Origin of the sequence: Paracoccus sediminilitoris, from assembly GCF_003259195.1 — a bacterium.
GTDB classification, from domain to species: Bacteria; Pseudomonadota; Alphaproteobacteria; order Rhodobacterales; family Rhodobacteraceae; genus Paracoccus; species Paracoccus sediminilitoris.
In genome coordinates, this window is record NZ_QJPK01000003.1 from 1 (window position 1) to 17,222 (window position 17,222).

Annotated in this window: 14 protein-coding genes and 1 tRNA gene; all 15 read right to left on the reverse strand. The window is 62.1% G+C overall.

Features of this window, described 5'->3' with window-relative positions:
- On the reverse strand, positions 1–250 hold a 250-nt coding region (locus DKT70_RS05635), incomplete at its 3' end, for a GTP-binding protein (RefSeq protein ID WP_233490438.1).
- A 59-nt stretch (positions 251–309) separates the two neighbouring features.
- Positions 310–2,433, reverse strand: a complete 2,124-nt coding sequence (gene fusA / locus DKT70_RS05640; protein WP_111558239.1) for an elongation factor G — start codon at positions 2,431–2,433, stop codon at positions 310–312.
- A gap of 18 nt (positions 2,434–2,451) precedes the next feature.
- Positions 2,452–2,922, reverse strand: a complete 471-nt coding sequence (rpsG, locus tag DKT70_RS05645) for a 30S ribosomal protein S7 (RefSeq protein ID WP_072295953.1) — start codon at positions 2,920–2,922, stop codon at positions 2,452–2,454.
- Between the two features lie 12 nt (positions 2,923–2,934).
- Positions 2,935–3,306, reverse strand: coding sequence for a 30S ribosomal protein S12 (rpsL, locus tag DKT70_RS05650; protein ID WP_022705687.1), 372 nt, complete (start codon positions 3,304–3,306; stop codon positions 2,935–2,937).
- 264 nt (positions 3,307–3,570) lie between these two features.
- A complete protein-coding gene (locus DKT70_RS05655; RefSeq protein ID WP_111558240.1) occupies positions 3,571–4,386 on the reverse strand; it encodes a glycosyltransferase in 816 nt (271 codons plus the stop codon).
- 123 nt (positions 4,387–4,509) lie between these two features.
- Positions 4,510–8,742, reverse strand: a complete 4,233-nt coding sequence (gene rpoC / locus DKT70_RS05660) for a DNA-directed RNA polymerase subunit beta' (RefSeq protein WP_111558241.1) — start codon at positions 8,740–8,742, stop codon at positions 4,510–4,512.
- Between the two features lie 52 nt (positions 8,743–8,794).
- On the reverse strand, positions 8,795–12,940 hold the full coding sequence (rpoB, locus tag DKT70_RS05665; protein ID WP_111558242.1) for a DNA-directed RNA polymerase subunit beta: 4,146 nt from the start codon (positions 12,938–12,940) through the stop codon (positions 8,795–8,797).
- Positions 12,941–13,170: 230 nt separating this feature from the next.
- Positions 13,171–13,542 (reverse strand): 50S ribosomal protein L7/L12, encoded by a 372-nt coding sequence (gene rplL, locus DKT70_RS05670; protein ID WP_072295950.1) that lies wholly within the window; start codon positions 13,540–13,542, stop codon positions 13,171–13,173.
- Positions 13,543–13,607: 65 nt separating this feature from the next.
- Positions 13,608–14,123 carry a 50S ribosomal protein L10 gene (rplJ, locus tag DKT70_RS05675; RefSeq protein ID WP_072296000.1) on the reverse strand — a complete coding sequence of 172 codons (516 nt, stop codon included), beginning with the start codon at positions 14,121–14,123 and terminating at the stop codon, positions 13,608–13,610.
- Between the two features lie 262 nt (positions 14,124–14,385).
- Entirely contained in the window at positions 14,386–15,084 is a 699-nt protein-coding gene (gene rplA / locus DKT70_RS05680; protein ID WP_072295949.1) for a 50S ribosomal protein L1, read from the reverse strand.
- Positions 15,085–15,087: 3 nt separating this feature from the next.
- Positions 15,088–15,540 carry a 50S ribosomal protein L11 gene (rplK, locus tag DKT70_RS05685; RefSeq protein WP_111558243.1) on the reverse strand — a complete coding sequence of 151 codons (453 nt, stop codon included), beginning with the start codon at positions 15,538–15,540 and terminating at the stop codon, positions 15,088–15,090.
- A gap of 76 nt (positions 15,541–15,616) precedes the next feature.
- On the reverse strand, positions 15,617–16,153 hold the full coding sequence (gene nusG, locus DKT70_RS05690; RefSeq protein WP_111558244.1) for a transcription termination/antitermination protein NusG: 537 nt from the start codon (positions 16,151–16,153) through the stop codon (positions 15,617–15,619).
- Between the two features lie 170 nt (positions 16,154–16,323).
- Positions 16,324–16,521 carry a preprotein translocase subunit SecE gene (secE, locus tag DKT70_RS05695; RefSeq protein WP_072295946.1) on the reverse strand — a complete coding sequence of 66 codons (198 nt, stop codon included), beginning with the start codon at positions 16,519–16,521 and terminating at the stop codon, positions 16,324–16,326.
- 105 nt (positions 16,522–16,626) lie between these two features.
- Positions 16,627–16,702, reverse strand: a tRNA-Trp gene (locus tag DKT70_RS05700).
- Between the two features lie 88 nt (positions 16,703–16,790).
- Positions 16,791–17,222, reverse strand: coding sequence for a CoA-binding protein (locus DKT70_RS05705; protein WP_111558245.1), 432 nt, complete (start codon positions 17,220–17,222; stop codon positions 16,791–16,793).

The window sequence follows — 17,222 nt, forward strand, 5'->3', positions numbered from 1 at the left end:
CGTAGTCGGCGTGGCCGGGGCAGTCCACGTGCGCATAGTGGCGCGACTCGGACTCGTATTCCACGTGCGCGGTCGAGATCGTGATCCCGCGGGCCTTCTCTTCGGGCGCGCCGTCGATCTGGTCATAGGCGCGAAAATCGCCGAAATACTTCGTGATCGCAGCGGTCAGCGTCGTCTTGCCGTGGTCAACGTGACCAATGGTCCCGATGTTGACGTGCGGCTTGTTCCGTTCAAACTTTGCCTTTGCCATGGAATGGCTCCTTGTTCTTCAATTCAGGTCAGGAGCGGGGCCGTAGCCCCGCTGCAAAATCAGGCGTATTTCTTCTGGATCTCGTCCGAGATGTTCTGCGGCACAGCTTCGTAGTGGCTGAACTGCATCGAGAACACCGCACGGCCCGAAGACATCGAACGCAGGTTGTTGATGTAGCCGAACATGTTGGCCAGCGGCACTGCGGCGTCGATGACGTTCGCGTTGCCGCGGCTGTCCTGTCCGCGCACCATGCCGCGACGGCTGGTCAGGTCGCCGATGATCGAACCGGTATATTCTTCCGGCGTCACGACTTCGACCTTCATGATCGGTTCCAGCAGCTTCGCACCGGCCTTGCGCAGACCTTCGCGCATCGCGGCACGGGCCGCGATCTCGAACGCCAGGACCGAGGAGTCGACGTCGTGGAACGCACCATCCGTCAGGGCGACCTTGAAGTCGATGACCGGGAAGCCTGCCAGCGGACCGGAATCCATGACCGACTTGATGCCCTTCTCGACGCCCGGGATGTATTCCTTGGGCACCGCGCCACCGACGATCTTGCTTTCGAACGAATAGCCTTCGCCCGGCTCGGTCGGGGTGATGGTCATCTTGACGCGTGCGAACTGGCCGGTACCACCGGTCTGCTTCTTGTGCGTGTAGTCGATATCGGCCGAGGTCGAGATCGTTTCGCGATAGGCCACCTGGGGGGCACCGATATTCGCCTCGACCTTGAACTCGCGCTTCATGCGGTCGACCAGGATGTCGAGGTGAAGTTCGCCCATGCCCTTCATGATCGTCTGACCCGATTCCAGATCGGTTTCGACGCGGAAGGACGGATCTTCGGCTGCCAGGCGCTGAAGGGCGATGCCCATCTTTTCCTGGTCGGCCTTCGATTTGGGCTCGACGGCGATCTCGATGACCGGCTCGGGGAAGGTCATCGTTTCCAGAACCACCGGGCTGGACGGATCACACAGCGTGTCGCCCGTGGTGGTTTCCTTCAGGCCTGCCAGCGCGATGATGTCGCCTGCGAAGGCTTCCTCGATTTCCTCGCGGTTGATCGAGTGCATCATCATCATGCGGCCGACGCGTTCGCGCTTGCCCTTGGTGGCGTTCAGCATCTGATCGCCTTTCTTCATCACGCCCGAATAGATGCGCGTGAAGGTCAGCGAGCCGACGAAGGGGTCGTTCATGATCTTGAAAGCCAGACCCGAGAAGGGCTGGGAATCATCTGCACGACGTTCGATGTTGCGCGTCTCGGTCTCATCGTCGGGCGCGAAGCCCATGTAGGCCGGGACGTCAAGCGGGGTCGGCAGGAAGTCGATGACCGAGTTCAGCAGGGGCTGGACGCCCTTGTTCTTGAACGCGGAACCGGCAGTGACCGGGAAGAAGGACAGCGACAGCGTACCTTTGCGGATCAGACCGCGCAGGGTGGCCTCGTCGGGCTCCTCGCCTTCCAGATAGGCTTCCATGGCGGCATCGTCCTGCTCGACGGCAAGCTCGATCATGTTGGCGCGCCATTCGTCGGCCAGATCCTTCAGCTCGTCACGGATCGGCTGACGAACCCAGCTTGCGCCAAGATCTTCGCCCATCCAGACCCATTCTTCCATCTTGATCAGGTCGACGATGCCTTCCAGCTTGTCCTCGGCGCCGATCGGCAACGCGATCGGGCACGGGGTGCCGCCGGTGCGGTCCTTGATCATCTTCACGCAGTTGAAGAAATCGGCGCCGATCTTGTCCATCTTGTTGACGAAAACGATCCGCGGAACCTTGTAGCGGTCGGCCTGGCGCCAGACGGTTTCCGTCTGGGGCTCGACACCGGCGTTGGCGTCCAGAAGGCAGATCGCGCCGTCCAGAACAGCCAGCGAACGCTCGACTTCGATGGTGAAGTCGACGTGGCCAGGGGTGTCGATGATGTTGAAGCGGTACTTGGTGTCGGACGTCCCTTCGGTGGTCGGGTCTTCCTGACGCTGCCAGAACGTGGTGGTCGCGGCAGACGTGATCGTGATGCCGCGCTCCTGCTCCTGCTCCATCCAGTCCATGGTCGCGGCGCCGTCATGCACTTCGCCGATCTTGTGCGACTTGCCGGTGTAGAACAGAATACGCTCGGTCGTCGTGGTCTTGCCGGCATCGATGTGGGCCATGATGCCGAAGTTGCGGTAACGCTGCAGCGGATAATCGCGTGCCATGGTCGGGATCCTTTCGCCTTACCAGCGGTAGTGGCTGAACGCTTTGTTGGCGTCGGCCATCTTGTGCGTGTCTTCGCGCTTCTTCACGGCGGTGCCGCGGCCGTTGACGGCGTCGGCCAGCTCGCCTGCAAGGCGCTCTTCCATCGTGTTTTCGTTGCGCTTGGCAGCGGCAGTGATCAGCCAGCGGATGGCCAGGGCCTCGCGGCGGATCGGGCGGACTTCGACGGGAACCTGGTAGGTGGCACCACCGACGCGGCGCGAACGCACTTCGACGGACGGCTTCACGTTGTCCAGGGCCTCGTGGAAGACTTCGATCGGTTCGCGCTTGAGGCGGGTCTCGACGCGCTCCAGCGCGTTGTAGACGATCCGTTCGGCGACCGACTTCTTGCCGTCAACCATCAGGTTGTTCATGAATTTGGTCAGCACACGATCGCCAAACTTGGCGTCGGGCAGGACATCGCGCTTTACAGCGGCGTGACGACGGGACATTGATGCCTCTCCTTATTTCGGACGCTTGGCGCCGTATTTCGAACGACGCTGACGACGGTCTTTGACGCCTTGGGTATCCAGAACACCGCGCAGGATGTGGTAACGGACACCCGGAAGGTCTTTGACGCGGCCGCCGCGGATCAGCACGACGCTGTGTTCCTGCAGGTTGTGCTTTTCGCCCGGAATATAGGAGATGACCTCGAAGCCATTCGTCAGGCGGACCTTGGCCACCTTACGCATAGCGGAGTTCGGTTTCTTCGGCGTCGTGGTATAGACGCGCGTGCAGACGCCGCGCTTCTGCGGGCAGCCCTGAAGGTGCTGCGACTTGCTGCGCTGCACTTTCGGCTGCCGCGGTTTGCGGATCAGCTGTTGGATCGTAGGCATTCGGTTCCCCGTCTTGCTCTGTCAATACTCGCAACCAAACCGGTTGCGCCTCTTCTCGACGGTAAGTTGCGCGAATCGCAAAATACCAAGCCCGCCGCGCCGGAAACCGGGTGACGGGCATGATTTCAGAGGATCGGGGCGTATTTCGGCCCGGATCGTGACCTCATATGTTCATGTGCCCAAGACGGTTTCCCGCCGGGTAGCGGGGCTATAGGCGGATTCCGCCCTCCTGTCAACATGGCCCCCCTGCCCGTCATCCGGGCGTCATCCCCCAAGGCGGGCCAGTTCGTCCATGACCTTGCGTCCGAAACCGAAACGGCGCGGGATCAGCCGGGCCAGCGGCTCGTCCTGGGGCTGCCAGGCGGTGCCCTGCCCCATCGCCCCTGAATCGCTGTCGCGATGGATCGAGCGGATGAACATCACCGGCGTGTTGACCGACACGCCCGGCATCCATTTGCCCAAGGCGGCATGGTTGAAACTGAGCGCGCTCAGCCCCGCATCGGGCCGCAGGAAGATGGTCAGCGCGACGCCCATGTTGTGACACAACCACGGCGTGATCGACACCCGCCCCTGCGCGGCCTTCACCATCAATCCGCGGCCATAATCCAGCGACAGCCGTTCCTCGACCCGCCACAGATCCTGGACGCGGGCGAAATCGGCGCGGCTGCGTTCGACGTAATCCAATGCGACGGCGTCGTCATCGTCGTGGCGGAAATGGCCGACCACATCAGCCGTACCGTCCACATGGGGGGCCACGGCTTGCAGGCAGGCCTCGCGGTGCTTGGCCATCGGCGGGACCAGCGCCAGACGCAGCTGTGGCACGCGGTCGCAAAGGGCCGCCAACCGCGTCAGATAAGGTTCGGGAAGATCGGGGCCGGCCATGATGACCAGCGTGAAGTCGGGATCGGTCTGCGCCATCCAGCCCGGCATCGCCACCTGAATGAACCACTGCCAGCGCCGCTCCAGCCGGTCGGGATCGTAAAGATAGGCCCGCCGCGATTGGTAATCCGCGTGCTCGACCTGAAAGCCGCGAAGCCCGACATAGGAAAACCGGCAGAGCCCCAGCATCTGAACCTTCATTCCCGCCCTCCGATGGTCGCCCCACAAGGGATATCCCGCGCACCGCCCCGTCGCAAGTTCGCGGCGTCGAAACGACAAGGGCCCGGCGTGATGCCGGGCCCCTGCCTTGTCATGATGCCGGCATCAATCCTCGGGATTGGTCGCAGGCGCCTCGGCGCTCGGGCTTGCCTCGGCGGCAGGCTCGGGTGCGGCCAGGGCGGCTGCGGCCTCTGCCTCGGCGCGGCGTGCCTCGATCACTTCCGAGTCACGCTCGGAGGCGATGCGCCGCACGCGGGCGGTCGCGCCACCGGTACCGGCCGGGATCAGACGGCCGACGATGACGTTTTCCTTCAAGCCGACCAGCTTGTCGCGCTTGCCCTGAACGGCAGCCTCGGTCAGCACGCGCGTCGTTTCCTGGAAGGACGCGGCCGAGATGAAGCTGCGGGTCTGCAGCGACGCCTTGGTGATGCCCAACAGGACCGGTTCGCCCGTGGCCGGACGTCCGCCGCGTGCCTCGATCTTCGCGTTCTCGGCGTCAAAATCGTCACGCTCGACATGCTCACCCTTCAGCAGCGTGGTTTCGCCGCTGTCGATGATCTCGATCTTCTGCAGCATCTGGCGAACGATCACCTCGATGTGCTTGTCGTTGATCTTCACGCCCTGCAGTCGATAGACGTCCTGCACCTCGTCGATCAGGTAGTCGGCCAAGGCCTCGATACCCATGATGCGCAGGATGTCGTGCGGCGCCGGGTTGCCGTCCATGATGTAGTCGCCACGCTGCACGAAGTCGCCTTCCTGCACCGGGATGTGCTTGCCTTTCGGCACCATGTACTCGACCGGAGCCACGCCTTCCTCGGCCGCTTCGATGCTGATGCGACGCTTGTTCTTGTAGTCCTTGCCAAAGCGCACATAGCCGTCGATTTCCGCGATGATCGCGTGATCCTTGGGACGACGGGCCTCGAACAGTTCCGCCACGCGGGGAAGACCCCCGGTGATGTCCTTGGTCCGTGCACCTTCGCGCGGGATACGCGCCACGACGTCACCGGGACGGATCTCCTGGCCGTCCTCGATCGACAGGATGGCGTCAACGGACATCGGATAGCTGACCGGGTTGCCCTGGTCGTTGCGCACCGGTTCGCCATCGGCGTCCATGATGATGATCTCGGGCTTCAGGTCGTTGCCTTTCGGCGCCGACCGCCAGTCGGTCACGATTTTCTGGGTCATGCCGGTCGCATCGTCGGTCTCGTCGCGGACCGAGATCCCCGACATCAGGTCGACGAACTTGGCCACGCCGCCCTTTTCCGCGATGATCGGCAGGGTATAGGGGTCCCATTCGAACAGCTTGGCACCGCGGATGACCCGGTCGCCTTCCTTCACGAACAGCTTCGAACCGTAGAACAGCTTGTGGCTGGCGCGTTCCTGCCCCTGCTCGTCCAGGACGATCAGCTGCATGTTGCGCGACATGACGACCTGTTCGCCATTGGCATTTTCCAGGATGCTCTCGTTGCGGAACTGGATCGTGCCCTCGTGCGAGGCCGCCTGGAAGGACTGCTGTCCACCTTGGGCAATACCGCCGATGTGGAAGGTCCGCATCGTCAGCTGGGTGCCCGGTTCGCCGATCGACTGCGCGGCGATGATGCCGACAGCCTCGCCGATGTTGACCAGCGTGCCGCGGGCCAGGTCGCGGCCATAGCAGAGCGCACAGATCCCGTCCTCGGATTCGCAGGTCAGCGCCGAACGGATGCGGATCTGCTGGACAGCCGCCTTCTCGATGGCATCGGCCTTGCGTTCGTCGACCACTTCACCCGTGCGGATGATGATCTCGTCGGTGCCCGGAACCAGCACGTCCTCGGCCACCGTCCGGCCCAGCACGCGCTCGCTCAGCGGCGAGATGACCTCACCATCGTTGATCGCGGCCGAGGCCGTGATCGAATGCTCGGTTCCGCAGTCATGTTCGCGGATGATGCAGTCCTGGGCGACGTCGACCAGACGACGGGTCAGGTAACCCGAGTTCGCCGTCTTCAACGCGGTGTCCGACAGACCCTTCCGGGCGCCGTGGGTCGAGTTGAAGTATTCAAGAACGGTCAGACCTTCCTTGAAGTTCGAGATGATCGGCGTCTCGATGATCTCGCCCGACGGCTTGGCCATCAGGCCGCGCATGCCACCCAGCTGCTTCATCTGGTTGACCGAACCACGCGCACCCGAGTGGGCCATCATGTAGACCGAGTTCGGCTCCATCTCGGCACCGTTCTCGTCGATCTTCGTTGCCGAGATCGTCGACATCATGGCTTCGGTCACGCGGTCGTTGCACTTGGACCAGGCATCGACAACCTTGTTGTACTTTTCGCCCTGGGTGATCAGGCCGTCCAGATACTGCTGTTCGAATTCCTTGACCTGCTCCTGGACTTCCTCGACGATCGTCCACTTGTTGTCGGGAACGACCATGTCATCCTTGCCGAAGCTGATGCCGGCACGGAAAGCCTCGCGGAAGCCCAGACCCATGATCTGGTCACAGAAGATCACCGATTCCTTCTGACCGCAGTAGCGGTAGACGGTGTCGATGACGACCTGCACGTCCTTCTTGCGCAGCAGACGGTTCACCAGCTCGAACGGAGCCTTGGCGTTCATCGGCAGCAGCGCGCCAAGACGCATGCGGCCCGGCGTGGTTTCGAAGCGCTGAAGAACCTCGTTGCCGTTCTCGTCGATCTGACGGATCCGGGCGGTGATCTTCGAGTGCAGATGCACTTCGCCTGCGGCCAGGGCGTGCTCGACCTCCTCGATATTGGCGAAGGACATGCCCTCGCCCTTCATGCCTTCGCGGCTCATCGAGACGTAGTAGAGGCCAAGGATCATGTCCTGCGAGGGAACGATGATCGGTGCGCCGTTGGCGGGCGACAGGACGTTGTTCGTCGACATCATCAGGACGCGCGCTTCCAGCTGCGCTTCCAGCGACAGCGGGACGTGCACGGCCATCTGGTCGCCGTCGAAGTCGGCGTTGAAGGCCGAACAGACCAGCGGGTGCAGCTGGATGGCCTTGCCTTCGATCAGGATCGGTTCAAAGGCCTGGATGCCCAGACGGTGCAGCGTGGGCGCACGGTTCAGCAGAACCGGGTGCTCGCGGATCACCTCTTCCAGGATGTCCCAGACCTCGGGACGCTCCTTCTCGACCAGCTTCTTGGCCTGCTTGACGGTGCTGGACAGACCCTTCGCTTCAAGACGCGAATAGATGAAGGGCTTGAACAGCTCCAACGCCATCTTCTTGGGCAGACCGCACTGGTGCAGCTTCAGTTCGGGGCCGGTCACGATGACCGAACGACCCGAGAAGTCGACCCGCTTGCCCAGAAGGTTCTGGCGGAAGCGGCCCTGCTTGCCTTTCAGCATGTCCGACAGCGACTTCAGCGGGCGACGATTGTTCCCGGTGATGACGCGGCCGCGACGGCCGTTGTCGAACAGCGCATCGACCGATTCCTGCAGCATGCGCTTTTCGTTGCGCACGATGATGTCGGGCGCGCGCAGTTCGATCAGCCGCTTCAGACGGTTGTTGCGGTTGATCACGCGACGATAAAGGTCGTTCAGGTCCGAAGTTGCAAAGCGGCCGCCATCCAGCGGAACCAGCGGACGCAGTTCCGGCGGAATGACCGGGATGACGGTCATGATCATCCATTCGGGGCGGTTGCCCGATTCCAGGAAGCTCTCGACGATCTTCAGGCGCTTGATGATCTTCTTGGGCTTCAGCTCGCCGGTGGCGGCCTTTAGGTCCTCGCGCAGCTGTTCAGCGGTCGCGGCCAGATCGATATTGGCCAGCATCGCGCGGATGGCTTCGGCACCGATATCGGCCTGGAAAGCATCCGCACCATAATTGTCCTGCGCGTCGAGGAATTCCTCCTCGCCCAGCAGCTGGCCATAGGTCAGGTCGGTCAGACCCGGCTCGATGACGACATAGTTCTCGAAGTAGAGAATGCGTTCCAGATCGCGCAGCGTCATGTCCAGCATCAGGCCGATGCGGCTCGGCAGCGACTTCAGGAACCAGATATGGGCGACGGGCGCTGCCAGTTCGATATGGCCCATCCGCTCGCGGCGGACCTTCTGCAGCGTGACTTCCACGCCGCATTTCTCGCAGACCAGGCCGCGATACTTCATGCGCTTGTATTTGCCGCAGAGGCATTCGTAGTCCTTGATCGGACCGAAGATGCGCGCGCAGAACAGACCATCGCGTTCCGGCTTGAACGTGCGATAGTTGATCGTCTCGGGCTTCTTCACCTCGCCGAAGGACCAGGCCAGAATTTCTTCCGGCGAGGCCAGCGAGATCTTGATCTCATCGAACTGCCGCGTGGGGGCCAGCGGGTTCAGAGGGTTGGTGGCAAGTTCCTGGTTCATTTCCAATTCCTAATGAAGGGCACGGTGGAAGGGTGAGTGGGGGCTTGCGCCCTCACTCTTCTTCTTCCGCATCCAGGAGTTCCATGTTGAGGCCCAGACCCCGGACCTCCTTGACCAGAACGTTGAACGATTCCGGCACGCCTGCTTCAAAGTTGTCCTCGCCCTTGACGATGGACTCGTAAACCTTGGTGCGGCCTGCGACGTCATCCGACTTCACGGTCAGCATTTCCTGCAAGGTATAGGCGGCGCCATAGGCCTCCAGTGCCCAGACCTCCATCTCACCAAGACGCTGGCCACCGAACTGGGCCTTACCGCCCAGGGGCTGCTGCGTGACAAGGCTGTACGGACCCGTCGAACGGGCGTGCATCTTGTCATCGACCAGGTGGTGCAGCTTCAGGATGTACTTCATCCCGACGGTGACCTTGCGGGCGAACTGTTCGCCCGTGCGGCCATCGAACACCACCGACTGCCCCGAGGTATCGAACCCGGCACGCGTCAGCGCATCGTTGATGTCGGCTTCCTTGGCACCGTCGAAGACGGGGGTGGCGATCGGAACACCGGTGCGAACCGTATCGGCGTGTTCGCGCAGCTGCTCGTCCTCCATGCCGTCGAAGGTCGAGGCATAGAGATCGTCACCGTAACCGTTCTTCATCGCGTCGCGGACCGGGGTCATGTCGCCATCGCGGCGATAGGACTCCAGCGCCTCGTCGATCTTGATGCCAAGACCGCGCGATGCCCAACCCATGTGGGTTTCCAGGATCTGACCCACGTTCATGCGCGACGGCACGCCCAGGGGGTTCATCACCAGGTCGACGGGGGTGCCGTCCGCCAGGAACGGCATGTCTTCCATGGCCACGACCTTGGACACGACGCCCTTGTTGCCGTGACGGCCGGCCATCTTGTCGCCAGCCTGCAGCTTGCGCTTCACGGCGACGAAGACCTTGACCATCTTCATCACGCCGGGGGGCAGGTCGTCACCCTGACGGACCTTCTCGACCTTGTCCTCGAAGCGGGCTTCCAGCAGCTTCTTCTGGGTGTCGTACTGGCCGTTCAGCGCCTCGACTTCCTTGGCGATGTCTTCCTCGCCCACGGCAAGCTGCCACCACTGACCACGGCTCAGCGTGCCCAGCAGTTCCTCGGTGACCTCGGTATTGGCCTTGACGCCTTTCGGCCCCTTGACGGCAACCTTACCCAGGATCAGCGACTTCAGACGCGCATAGATGTTGCGGTCCAGGATGCCCTGTTCGTCGTCGCGGTCGCGCGCCAGACGCTCGACTTCCTCGCGCTCGATCTGCAGGGCACGTTCGTCCTTGTCGACGCCGTGGCGGTTGAAGACGCGAACCTCGACGATCGTGCCATAGGCTCCGGGCGGCAGACGCAGCGAGGTATCGCGGACGTCGGACGCCTTTTCACCGAAAATGGCGCGCAGCAGCTTTTCTTCCGGCGTCATCGGGCTTTCGCCCTTGGGGGTGATCTTGCCCACCAGGATGTCGCCCGGACCGCATTCGGCGCCGATATAGACGATGCCGGCTTCATCCAGGTTGCGCAACGCTTCTTCACCCACGTTGGGGATGTCGCGGGTGATCTCTTCCGGCCCCAGCTTGGTGTCGCGGGCCGCCACTTCGTATTCGTCGATATGGATCGAGGTGAACACGTCGTCGCGGTGGATCCGCTCGGAGATCAGGATCGAGTCCTCATAGTTGTAGCCGTTCCACGGCATGAACGCGACGACCACGTTCCGACCGATGGCCAGTTCGCCCTGGTCGGTCGAGGGACCGTCCGCGATGACCTGGTTGGCCACGACCTTTTCGCCCACCTTCACCAGCGGACGCTGGTTGATGGTCGAGGACTGGTTCGAACGCTTGAACTTGCGCAGACGATAGATGTCCACGCCGGCATCGCCCGCACCCAGGTTCTCGGTCGCACGCACGACGATACGCTGCGCATCGACCTGGTCGATGACGCCGCCGCGACGCGCCATGATGGCGGCGCCGGAATCGCGGGCCACGGTCGCTTCCATGCCGGTGCCCACGAAGGGGGCCTCGGCGCGCAGAAGCGGCACGGCCTGACGCTGCATGTTCGAACCCATCAGGGCGCGGTTGGCGTCGTCGTTTTCCAGGAACGGGATCAGCGCCGCAGCAACCGAGACCAGCTGCTTGGGCGACACGTCGATCAGGTCGATGGCATCGACCGGGTTCAACATGAAGTCGCCCGACTGGCGGGTGCTGATCAGCTCGTCGACGAAGCCGCCTTCGGCATCCAGCGTCGCGTTGGCCTGGGCCACGGTGTGACGCATTTCCTCGGTCGCGGACATATAGACCACGTCGTCGGTCACCTTGCCCTCGATCACCTTGCGATAGGGGGTTTCGATGAAGCCGTACTTGTTCACCCGCGCAAAGGTCGCGAGGCTGTTGATCAGACCGATGTTCTGACCTTCTGGCGTTTCAATGGGGCACATCCGGCCATAATGGGTCGGGTGAACGTCGCGGACCTCGAAGCCTGCGCGTTCGCGCGTCAGACCGCCCGGCCCAAGGGCCGACAGGCGACGCTTGTGTGTCACTTCGGACAGCGGGTTGGTCTGGTCCATGAACTGCGACAGCTGGCTCGAGCCGAAGAATTCACGCACCGCGGCCGCTGCGGGTTTCGCGTTGATCAGGTCCTGCGGCATGACGGTATCGATCTCGACACCGGACATACGCTCGCGGATGGCACGTTCCATGCGCAGCAGGCCGACGCGATACTGGTTTTCCATCAATTCGCCGACGGAACGGACGCGACGGTTGCCCAAATGGTCGATGTCGTCGATCTCGCCCTTGCCGTCGCGCAGTTCCACCAGGCCGTGGACGCAGGCGACGATGTCCTCGTGGCGCAGCGTGCGCTGCGTGTCGGGGGCATCCAGGTCAAGACGCATGTTCATCTTGACGCGACCGACCGCGGACAGGTCGTAACGCTCGCTGTCGAAGAACAGGCTGTTGAACAGGTTCGACGCGGCCTCGACGGTGGGAGGCTCGCCCGGGCGCATGACGCGATAGATGTCCATCAGCGCCTGGTCGCGGTTCATGTTCTTGTCGGCCGCCATGGTGTTGCGGATATAGGGGCCCACATTGACATGGTCGATGTCCAGAACCGGCACGTCGTCGATGCCGTTGTCCAGCAGAACCTTCAGCAGGCCGCCGTTCAGTTCGCCGTCCTTGCTGTATTCCGCGGTGATCTCGTCGCCGGCCTCGGCATAGATGAAGCCGGTGGTGTCGTTGACGATGTCCTTGGCGACGAAACGGCCGACGATACGCTCGAACGGCACCAGCAGGTTCAGCTGCTCGCCGGTTTCCTGCAGTTTCTTGACCAGACGCGGCGTGACCTTTTCACCGGCCTTGGTGATGATCTCGCCGGTATCGGCATTGACCAGGTCGAAGGCCGGACGGGTGCCGCGCACGCGTTCGGGGAAGAAGCGGGTGACCCAGCCCTGTTCGCGACCGTCGCGACGCAGGGTATAGTTCACCGTCTCATAGAAGCTGTCCATGATCGCTTCCTGATCCATGCCCAGGGCATAGAGAAGCGTCGTCACCGGCAGCTTGCGGCGACGGTCGATGCGCGCAAAGACCAGGTCCTTGGCGTCGAATTCAAAGTCCAGCCAGCTGCCGCGATAGGGAATGATGCGGCATGCGAACAGCAGCTTGCCCGAGGAATGGGTCTTGCCGCGGTCGTGGTCGAAGAAGACGCCGGGGCTGCGGTGCATCTGGCTGACGACGACACGCTCGGTGCCGTTGACGACGAAGGTGCCGTTCTGGGTCATCAGGGGCATGTCGCCCATGAAGACGTCCTGTTCCTTGATGTCCTTGACCGATTTGGCCCCGGTATTCTCGTCGACATCGAAAACGATCAGACGCAGGGTGACCTTCAGCGGCGCGGCATAGGTCATGTCGCGTTGCTGGCACTCGTCCACGTCGTATTTGGGGTGCTCAAGCTCGTATTTCACGAATTCCAGCGTTGCGGTCTCGTTGAAGTCCTTGATCGGGAACACCGATTGGAACACGCCCTGGATCCCGTCGCCATCATTGTGGCCGGTGCCTTCGCCCGAATTCAGGAACAGGTCATAGGAGGATTTCTGAACCTCGATCAGGTTCGGCATCTCCAGAACTTCACGGATGTTGCCATAATAGCGCCGGATACGCTTTTGGCCGACATAAGCTTGCGCCATGGGGTCTTGTCACCTTTCGTCTTCGCGCGCGTTCCGGGTCGGGGCCCCCGGAATACGGCCTACGAATGCAGGGGTGAGGTTCCATTCATGCCGCCCGTCCCACCGCGCGGCTCCCGAACCTCGAACATGCCCTGAAGGAATGTCCGCCAACCGGACCGCCCTTCAAGACAGGTTCGGCAGGGACCGGGAAAACCCGGACCCTGCCTGTCTCTAACCGATCTTGCGACCGATTACTTGAGTTCGATCTTGGCGCCAGCTGCTTCCAGCTTTGCCTTGATTTCTTCGGCTTCGGCTTTCGAAGCGCCTTCCTTGACCTTGCCGCCAGCTTCGACCAGGTCCTTGGCTTCTTTCAGGCCCAGACCGGTGATGCCGCGAACCTCTTTGATCACGTTGATCTTGCTTGCGCCGGCGTCGGTCAGGACGACGTCGAATTCGGTCTTTTCTTCTGCGGCTTCGCCAGCAGCAGCAGGACCAGCCATCATGACGGCGCCACCGGCAGCCGGCTCGATGCCGTACTCATCCTTCAGGATGGTCTTCAGTTCCTGGGCTTCCAGCAGGGTCAGGCCCACGATTTCTTCGGCAAGTTTCTTCAGATCAGCCATTTTTCCGTTCTTTCCAGTTAGTGTTCCAACGTCGGGTTTCAAACCACCAGTTGGGGATAAGTTGCTTACGCAGCCTCACGCTCTTCCAAGGTCGTGAGGATGCTCGCGATGTTCGAAGCAGGCGCGCCAATGGCACCGGCGATGTTCGAACCAGGCGCACCGATGCACGATGCGATCTGAGCGATGAGCTCTTCACGCGACGGCATCGAGGCGACGGCTTTCACACCGGCCGGATCCAGGGCCGAGTCACCCATCGCACCACCCAGGATGACGAAACGTTCGTTATCCTTGGCGTACTTGTCGGCGATCCGGGCAGCAGCCACGGGATCTTCCGAATAGGTGATCACGGTCATGCCCGTCAGGTAGTCGGCGATGCTTGCGCAAGGCTTACCTTCCAGGGCGATCTTGGCGAGCTTGTTCTTGGCAACGCGAACGGAACCACCGGCTTCGCGCATGCGCGAACGGAGATCCTGCATATGTGCAACCGTCATCCCCTCGTAGTGGGCAACCACCACGACGCCAGAGCTTTCAAAGATCTGGCCGAGCTCGTCGACCACCTGTTCTTTTTGTGCTCTATCCACGGTTTCACTCCAAGTTGGGGGTTTCCCCCCGGCTCTCACTTTCCTGCGCCCGGAACCGGGCAACAGGTCGGGTCCGCATCGGGGCAAGATCGCCCGAAGGACTGGCCTTCGGAAAAATGCTTCCCCGTCTCAGGAAGGACATTAAGCAGGCGGCTGCCTGCACCCTCCGTCTCGGACAGGACGGGGCAACCTTGGCAGCCCCGCCATTCCCGGCCCAGGGGCCAGGAAACTTGTCGGATGCGCCGAAACGCACCCGGAAAACTCAGTTGGCGGCTGCCGAGGCGACATCCACCGAAACGCCCGGACCCATGGTCGAGCTGATCGAGACTTTCTGCATGTAAGTCCCTTTCGCGCCCGTGGGCTTCGCCTTGCTGACGGCGTCGACGAAGGCACGCAGGTTCTGGGCCAGCTTGTCCTCGTCGAACGAGACCTTGCCGATGCCTGCGTGAACCACGCCGGCCTTTTCAGCCTTGAACTGCACTTCGCCGCCCTTGGCAGCTTCGACGGCCGATTTGACGTCCATCGTCACCGTGCCGACCTTGGGGTTCGGCATCAGGTTGCGCGGGCCCAGGATCTTGCCCAGACGCCCGACCAGCGGCATCATGTCCGGCGTCGCGATGCAACGGTCGAAATCGATCTTGCCGGCCTGGATGGATTCCATCAGGTCTTCGGCACCCACGATCTCGGCGCCGGCTGCTTTGGCTTCGTCGGCCTTGGGGCCGCGGGCGAAGACGGCGACGCGGACGTCCTTGCCGGTGCCTGCGGGCAGCGTGACCACGCCGCGGACCATCTGGTCTGCGTGGCGGGGATCGACGCCCAGGTTCAGCGCGATCTCGACGGTTTCGTCGAATTTCGCAGAGGCGGCCGACTTGACCAGCTTGACGGCCTCTTCAACGGTCAGGTTGGACTTGCCGTCAAAGGCAGCGCGGGCTGCGACTTTCTTTTTTGAAAACTTTGCCATGACTTAGCCTTTCACCTCGATACCGATCGAACGGGCCGAGCCGACGATGATCTTCATGGCCTGATCGATGTCGTTTGCCGACAGATCAGCCATCTTGGTTTCGGCGATCTCGCGGACCTGCTTGACCGTGACGGAACCGGCATTCATGCGGCCGGGCTTTTCCGAACCGCGTGCGCGGTTGCGCTTGCCGACCGGCTTCAGACCAGCGGCGCGCTTCAGCAGGAAGGATGCCGGGGGCGTCTTGGTTTCGAAGGTGAACGACTTGTCAGCGTAATAGGTGATCACGACCGGAACGGGGGCACCCTGCTCCATTTCCTGCGTCTTGGCGTTGAACGCCTTGCAGAATTCCATGATGTTGATACCACGCTGGCCCAGTGCAGGACCGACGGGGGGCGACGGGTTCGCTTGGCCCGCCTTGATTTGCAGCTTCAGGCTGCCGACAACTTTCTTGGCCATGTGGCCTCTCCTTCATCATCATGCCCGCATGTGCAGGCCTTGACTTAGCGGTGCGGCTCACGCCTCCCGCGGCTGATCACGAGGTCTTGGAGACCTGCGTGAATTCCAGTTCGACCGGCGTGGGCCGGCCAAAGATCGACACGGTGACTTTCACGCGCGACGAGATCTCGTCCACTTCCTCGACCATCCCCGAGAAGCCCTCGAAGGGACCGTCGGTGACGCTCACCTGCTCGCCCACGTCGAAGCGGATCAGGTTGCGCGGCGCGGCGGCCTCGCCGTCGCTGGTGCGGTTCATCATCGCGTTCACTTCATCGTCCCGCATCGGCATCGGCTTGCCCTGGGCACCCAGGAAGCCGGTGACGCGGTTGATCGAATTGACCAGATGATAGGTCCGATCCATCATGTCCATGTGGACCAGAACGTAACCCGGCATGAAGCGGCGCTCGGACGTGACCTTCTTGCCGCGCCGGATCTCGATCACTTCCTCGGTCGGGACCAGCACCTCGTCGATCTGTTCTTCCAGACCCTTCTCGGCGACAGCCTGACGAATCGCCTCGGCGACTTTCTTCTCGAAGTTCGAGAGGACACTGACCGAATACCAACGCTTTGCCATGTCTCGATCGACCCCTGCTCATCTCGGGGGAATCACACGGAACCGCGCAACCCCTTGAATTCCAATTGTATCCGAAAAATTGAAATCGGCGCGCATGGAATTCCTATGCACGCCGCCTTCCGGACAGTCGTGGGCAGATACCGCCCTTGGCCGCGAATTGCAAGCCCTGATCAGCCGCTGATCAGTCGCAGCCCTTCGGTCAGACCCGTGCGAACAGCCAGATCGACCAGAAAGAAGAACAGGCTGGTGATCGAGGCGAAGATCATGACCATGATCGTCGTCGTAATGACCTCGCGGCGCGTGGGCCACGTGATCTTGGCGGCCTCGGCACGGACCTGGTTGATGAACTGGACTGGATTGGTGGCCACGACAGGCTCCTTCGCAAGTGCAGGCGCTGATGTAACGAAGCCGTCCGGTCGTGACAACCCTGCATGACGCCCATCCGGGCGGTGGCTGTCTTGAACGGAAGGACCTGGCAGGGGCAGAGGGACTCGAACCCACGACCCTCGGTTTTGGAGACCGATGCTCTACCAACTGAGCTATACCCCTGAGGTCGGGCCTGATTAGAATTTGCCCGCGTCCCCGTCAAGCAGATAACCGGCGGTTTCGTGGCCGATCACTATCGGGCCAGCCCAGATTACAAAAATTCCGGGAATTCGATCTTGGGACAGCGGTCCTGCACGACCATGATCCCTGCCCGACTGGCCTTTCTGGCGGCCGTATCGTCACGCACGCCCAGCTGGGTCCAGATCACCTTCAGGTCGGGCAGCTGCTCCAGCGCCTCGTCGACGATCCCCGCCACCGCCGAAGATTGCCGGAAGATGTCGACCATCTGCACGCCCGCATCTTTTGGGATGTCGGCCAGACTTGCATAGACCTTGCAGCCCAGGATGTTGTGACCCGCATGGCCGGGGTTGACCGGGACGATCGTCTTGCCCTTGGCCTGCAAATATCGCGCGACACCCCAGCTAGGGCGGGATTCGTTGGGCGACAGACCCACCACCGCGATCACCGAGACATTTTGCGCGACCCATTCAATATCGCGGTCTTCAACCTGCTGAACGTCCAT

What these genes read in the sequence shown, in the direction of transcription:
- rpsL (WP_022705687.1), bottom strand. Translation starts at nt 3,306, where the DNA reads ATGCCTACGATCCAACAGCTGATCCGCAAACCGCGGCAGCCGAAAGTG.
- DKT70_RS05705 (WP_111558245.1), bottom strand. Translation starts at nt 17,222, where the DNA reads ATGGACGTTCAGCAGGTTGAAGACCGCGATATTGAATGGGTCGCGCAA.
- rpoC (WP_111558241.1), bottom strand. Translation starts at nt 8,742, where the DNA reads ATGAACCAGGAACTTGCCACCAACCCTCTGAACCCGCTGGCCCCCACG.
- rplL (WP_072295950.1), bottom strand. Translation starts at nt 13,542, where the DNA reads ATGGCTGATCTGAAGAAACTTGCCGAAGAAATCGTGGGCCTGACCCTG.
- rplK (WP_111558243.1), bottom strand. Translation starts at nt 15,540, where the DNA reads ATGGCCAAGAAAGTTGTCGGCAGCCTGAAGCTGCAAATCAAGGCGGGC.
- fusA (WP_111558239.1), bottom strand. Translation starts at nt 2,433, where the DNA reads ATGGCACGCGATTATCCGCTGCAGCGTTACCGCAACTTCGGCATCATG.
- DKT70_RS05655 (WP_111558240.1), bottom strand. Translation starts at nt 4,386, where the DNA reads ATGAAGGTTCAGATGCTGGGGCTCTGCCGGTTTTCCTATGTCGGGCTT.
- rplA (WP_072295949.1), bottom strand. Translation starts at nt 15,084, where the DNA reads ATGGCAAAGTTTTCAAAAAAGAAAGTCGCAGCCCGCGCTGCCTTTGAC.
- rpsG (WP_072295953.1), bottom strand. Translation starts at nt 2,922, where the DNA reads ATGTCCCGTCGTCACGCCGCTGTAAAGCGCGATGTCCTGCCCGACGCC.
- nusG (WP_111558244.1), bottom strand. Translation starts at nt 16,153, where the DNA reads ATGGCAAAGCGTTGGTATTCGGTCAGTGTCCTCTCGAACTTCGAGAAG.
- rpoB (WP_111558242.1), bottom strand. Translation starts at nt 12,940, where the DNA reads ATGGCGCAAGCTTATGTCGGCCAAAAGCGTATCCGGCGCTATTATGGC.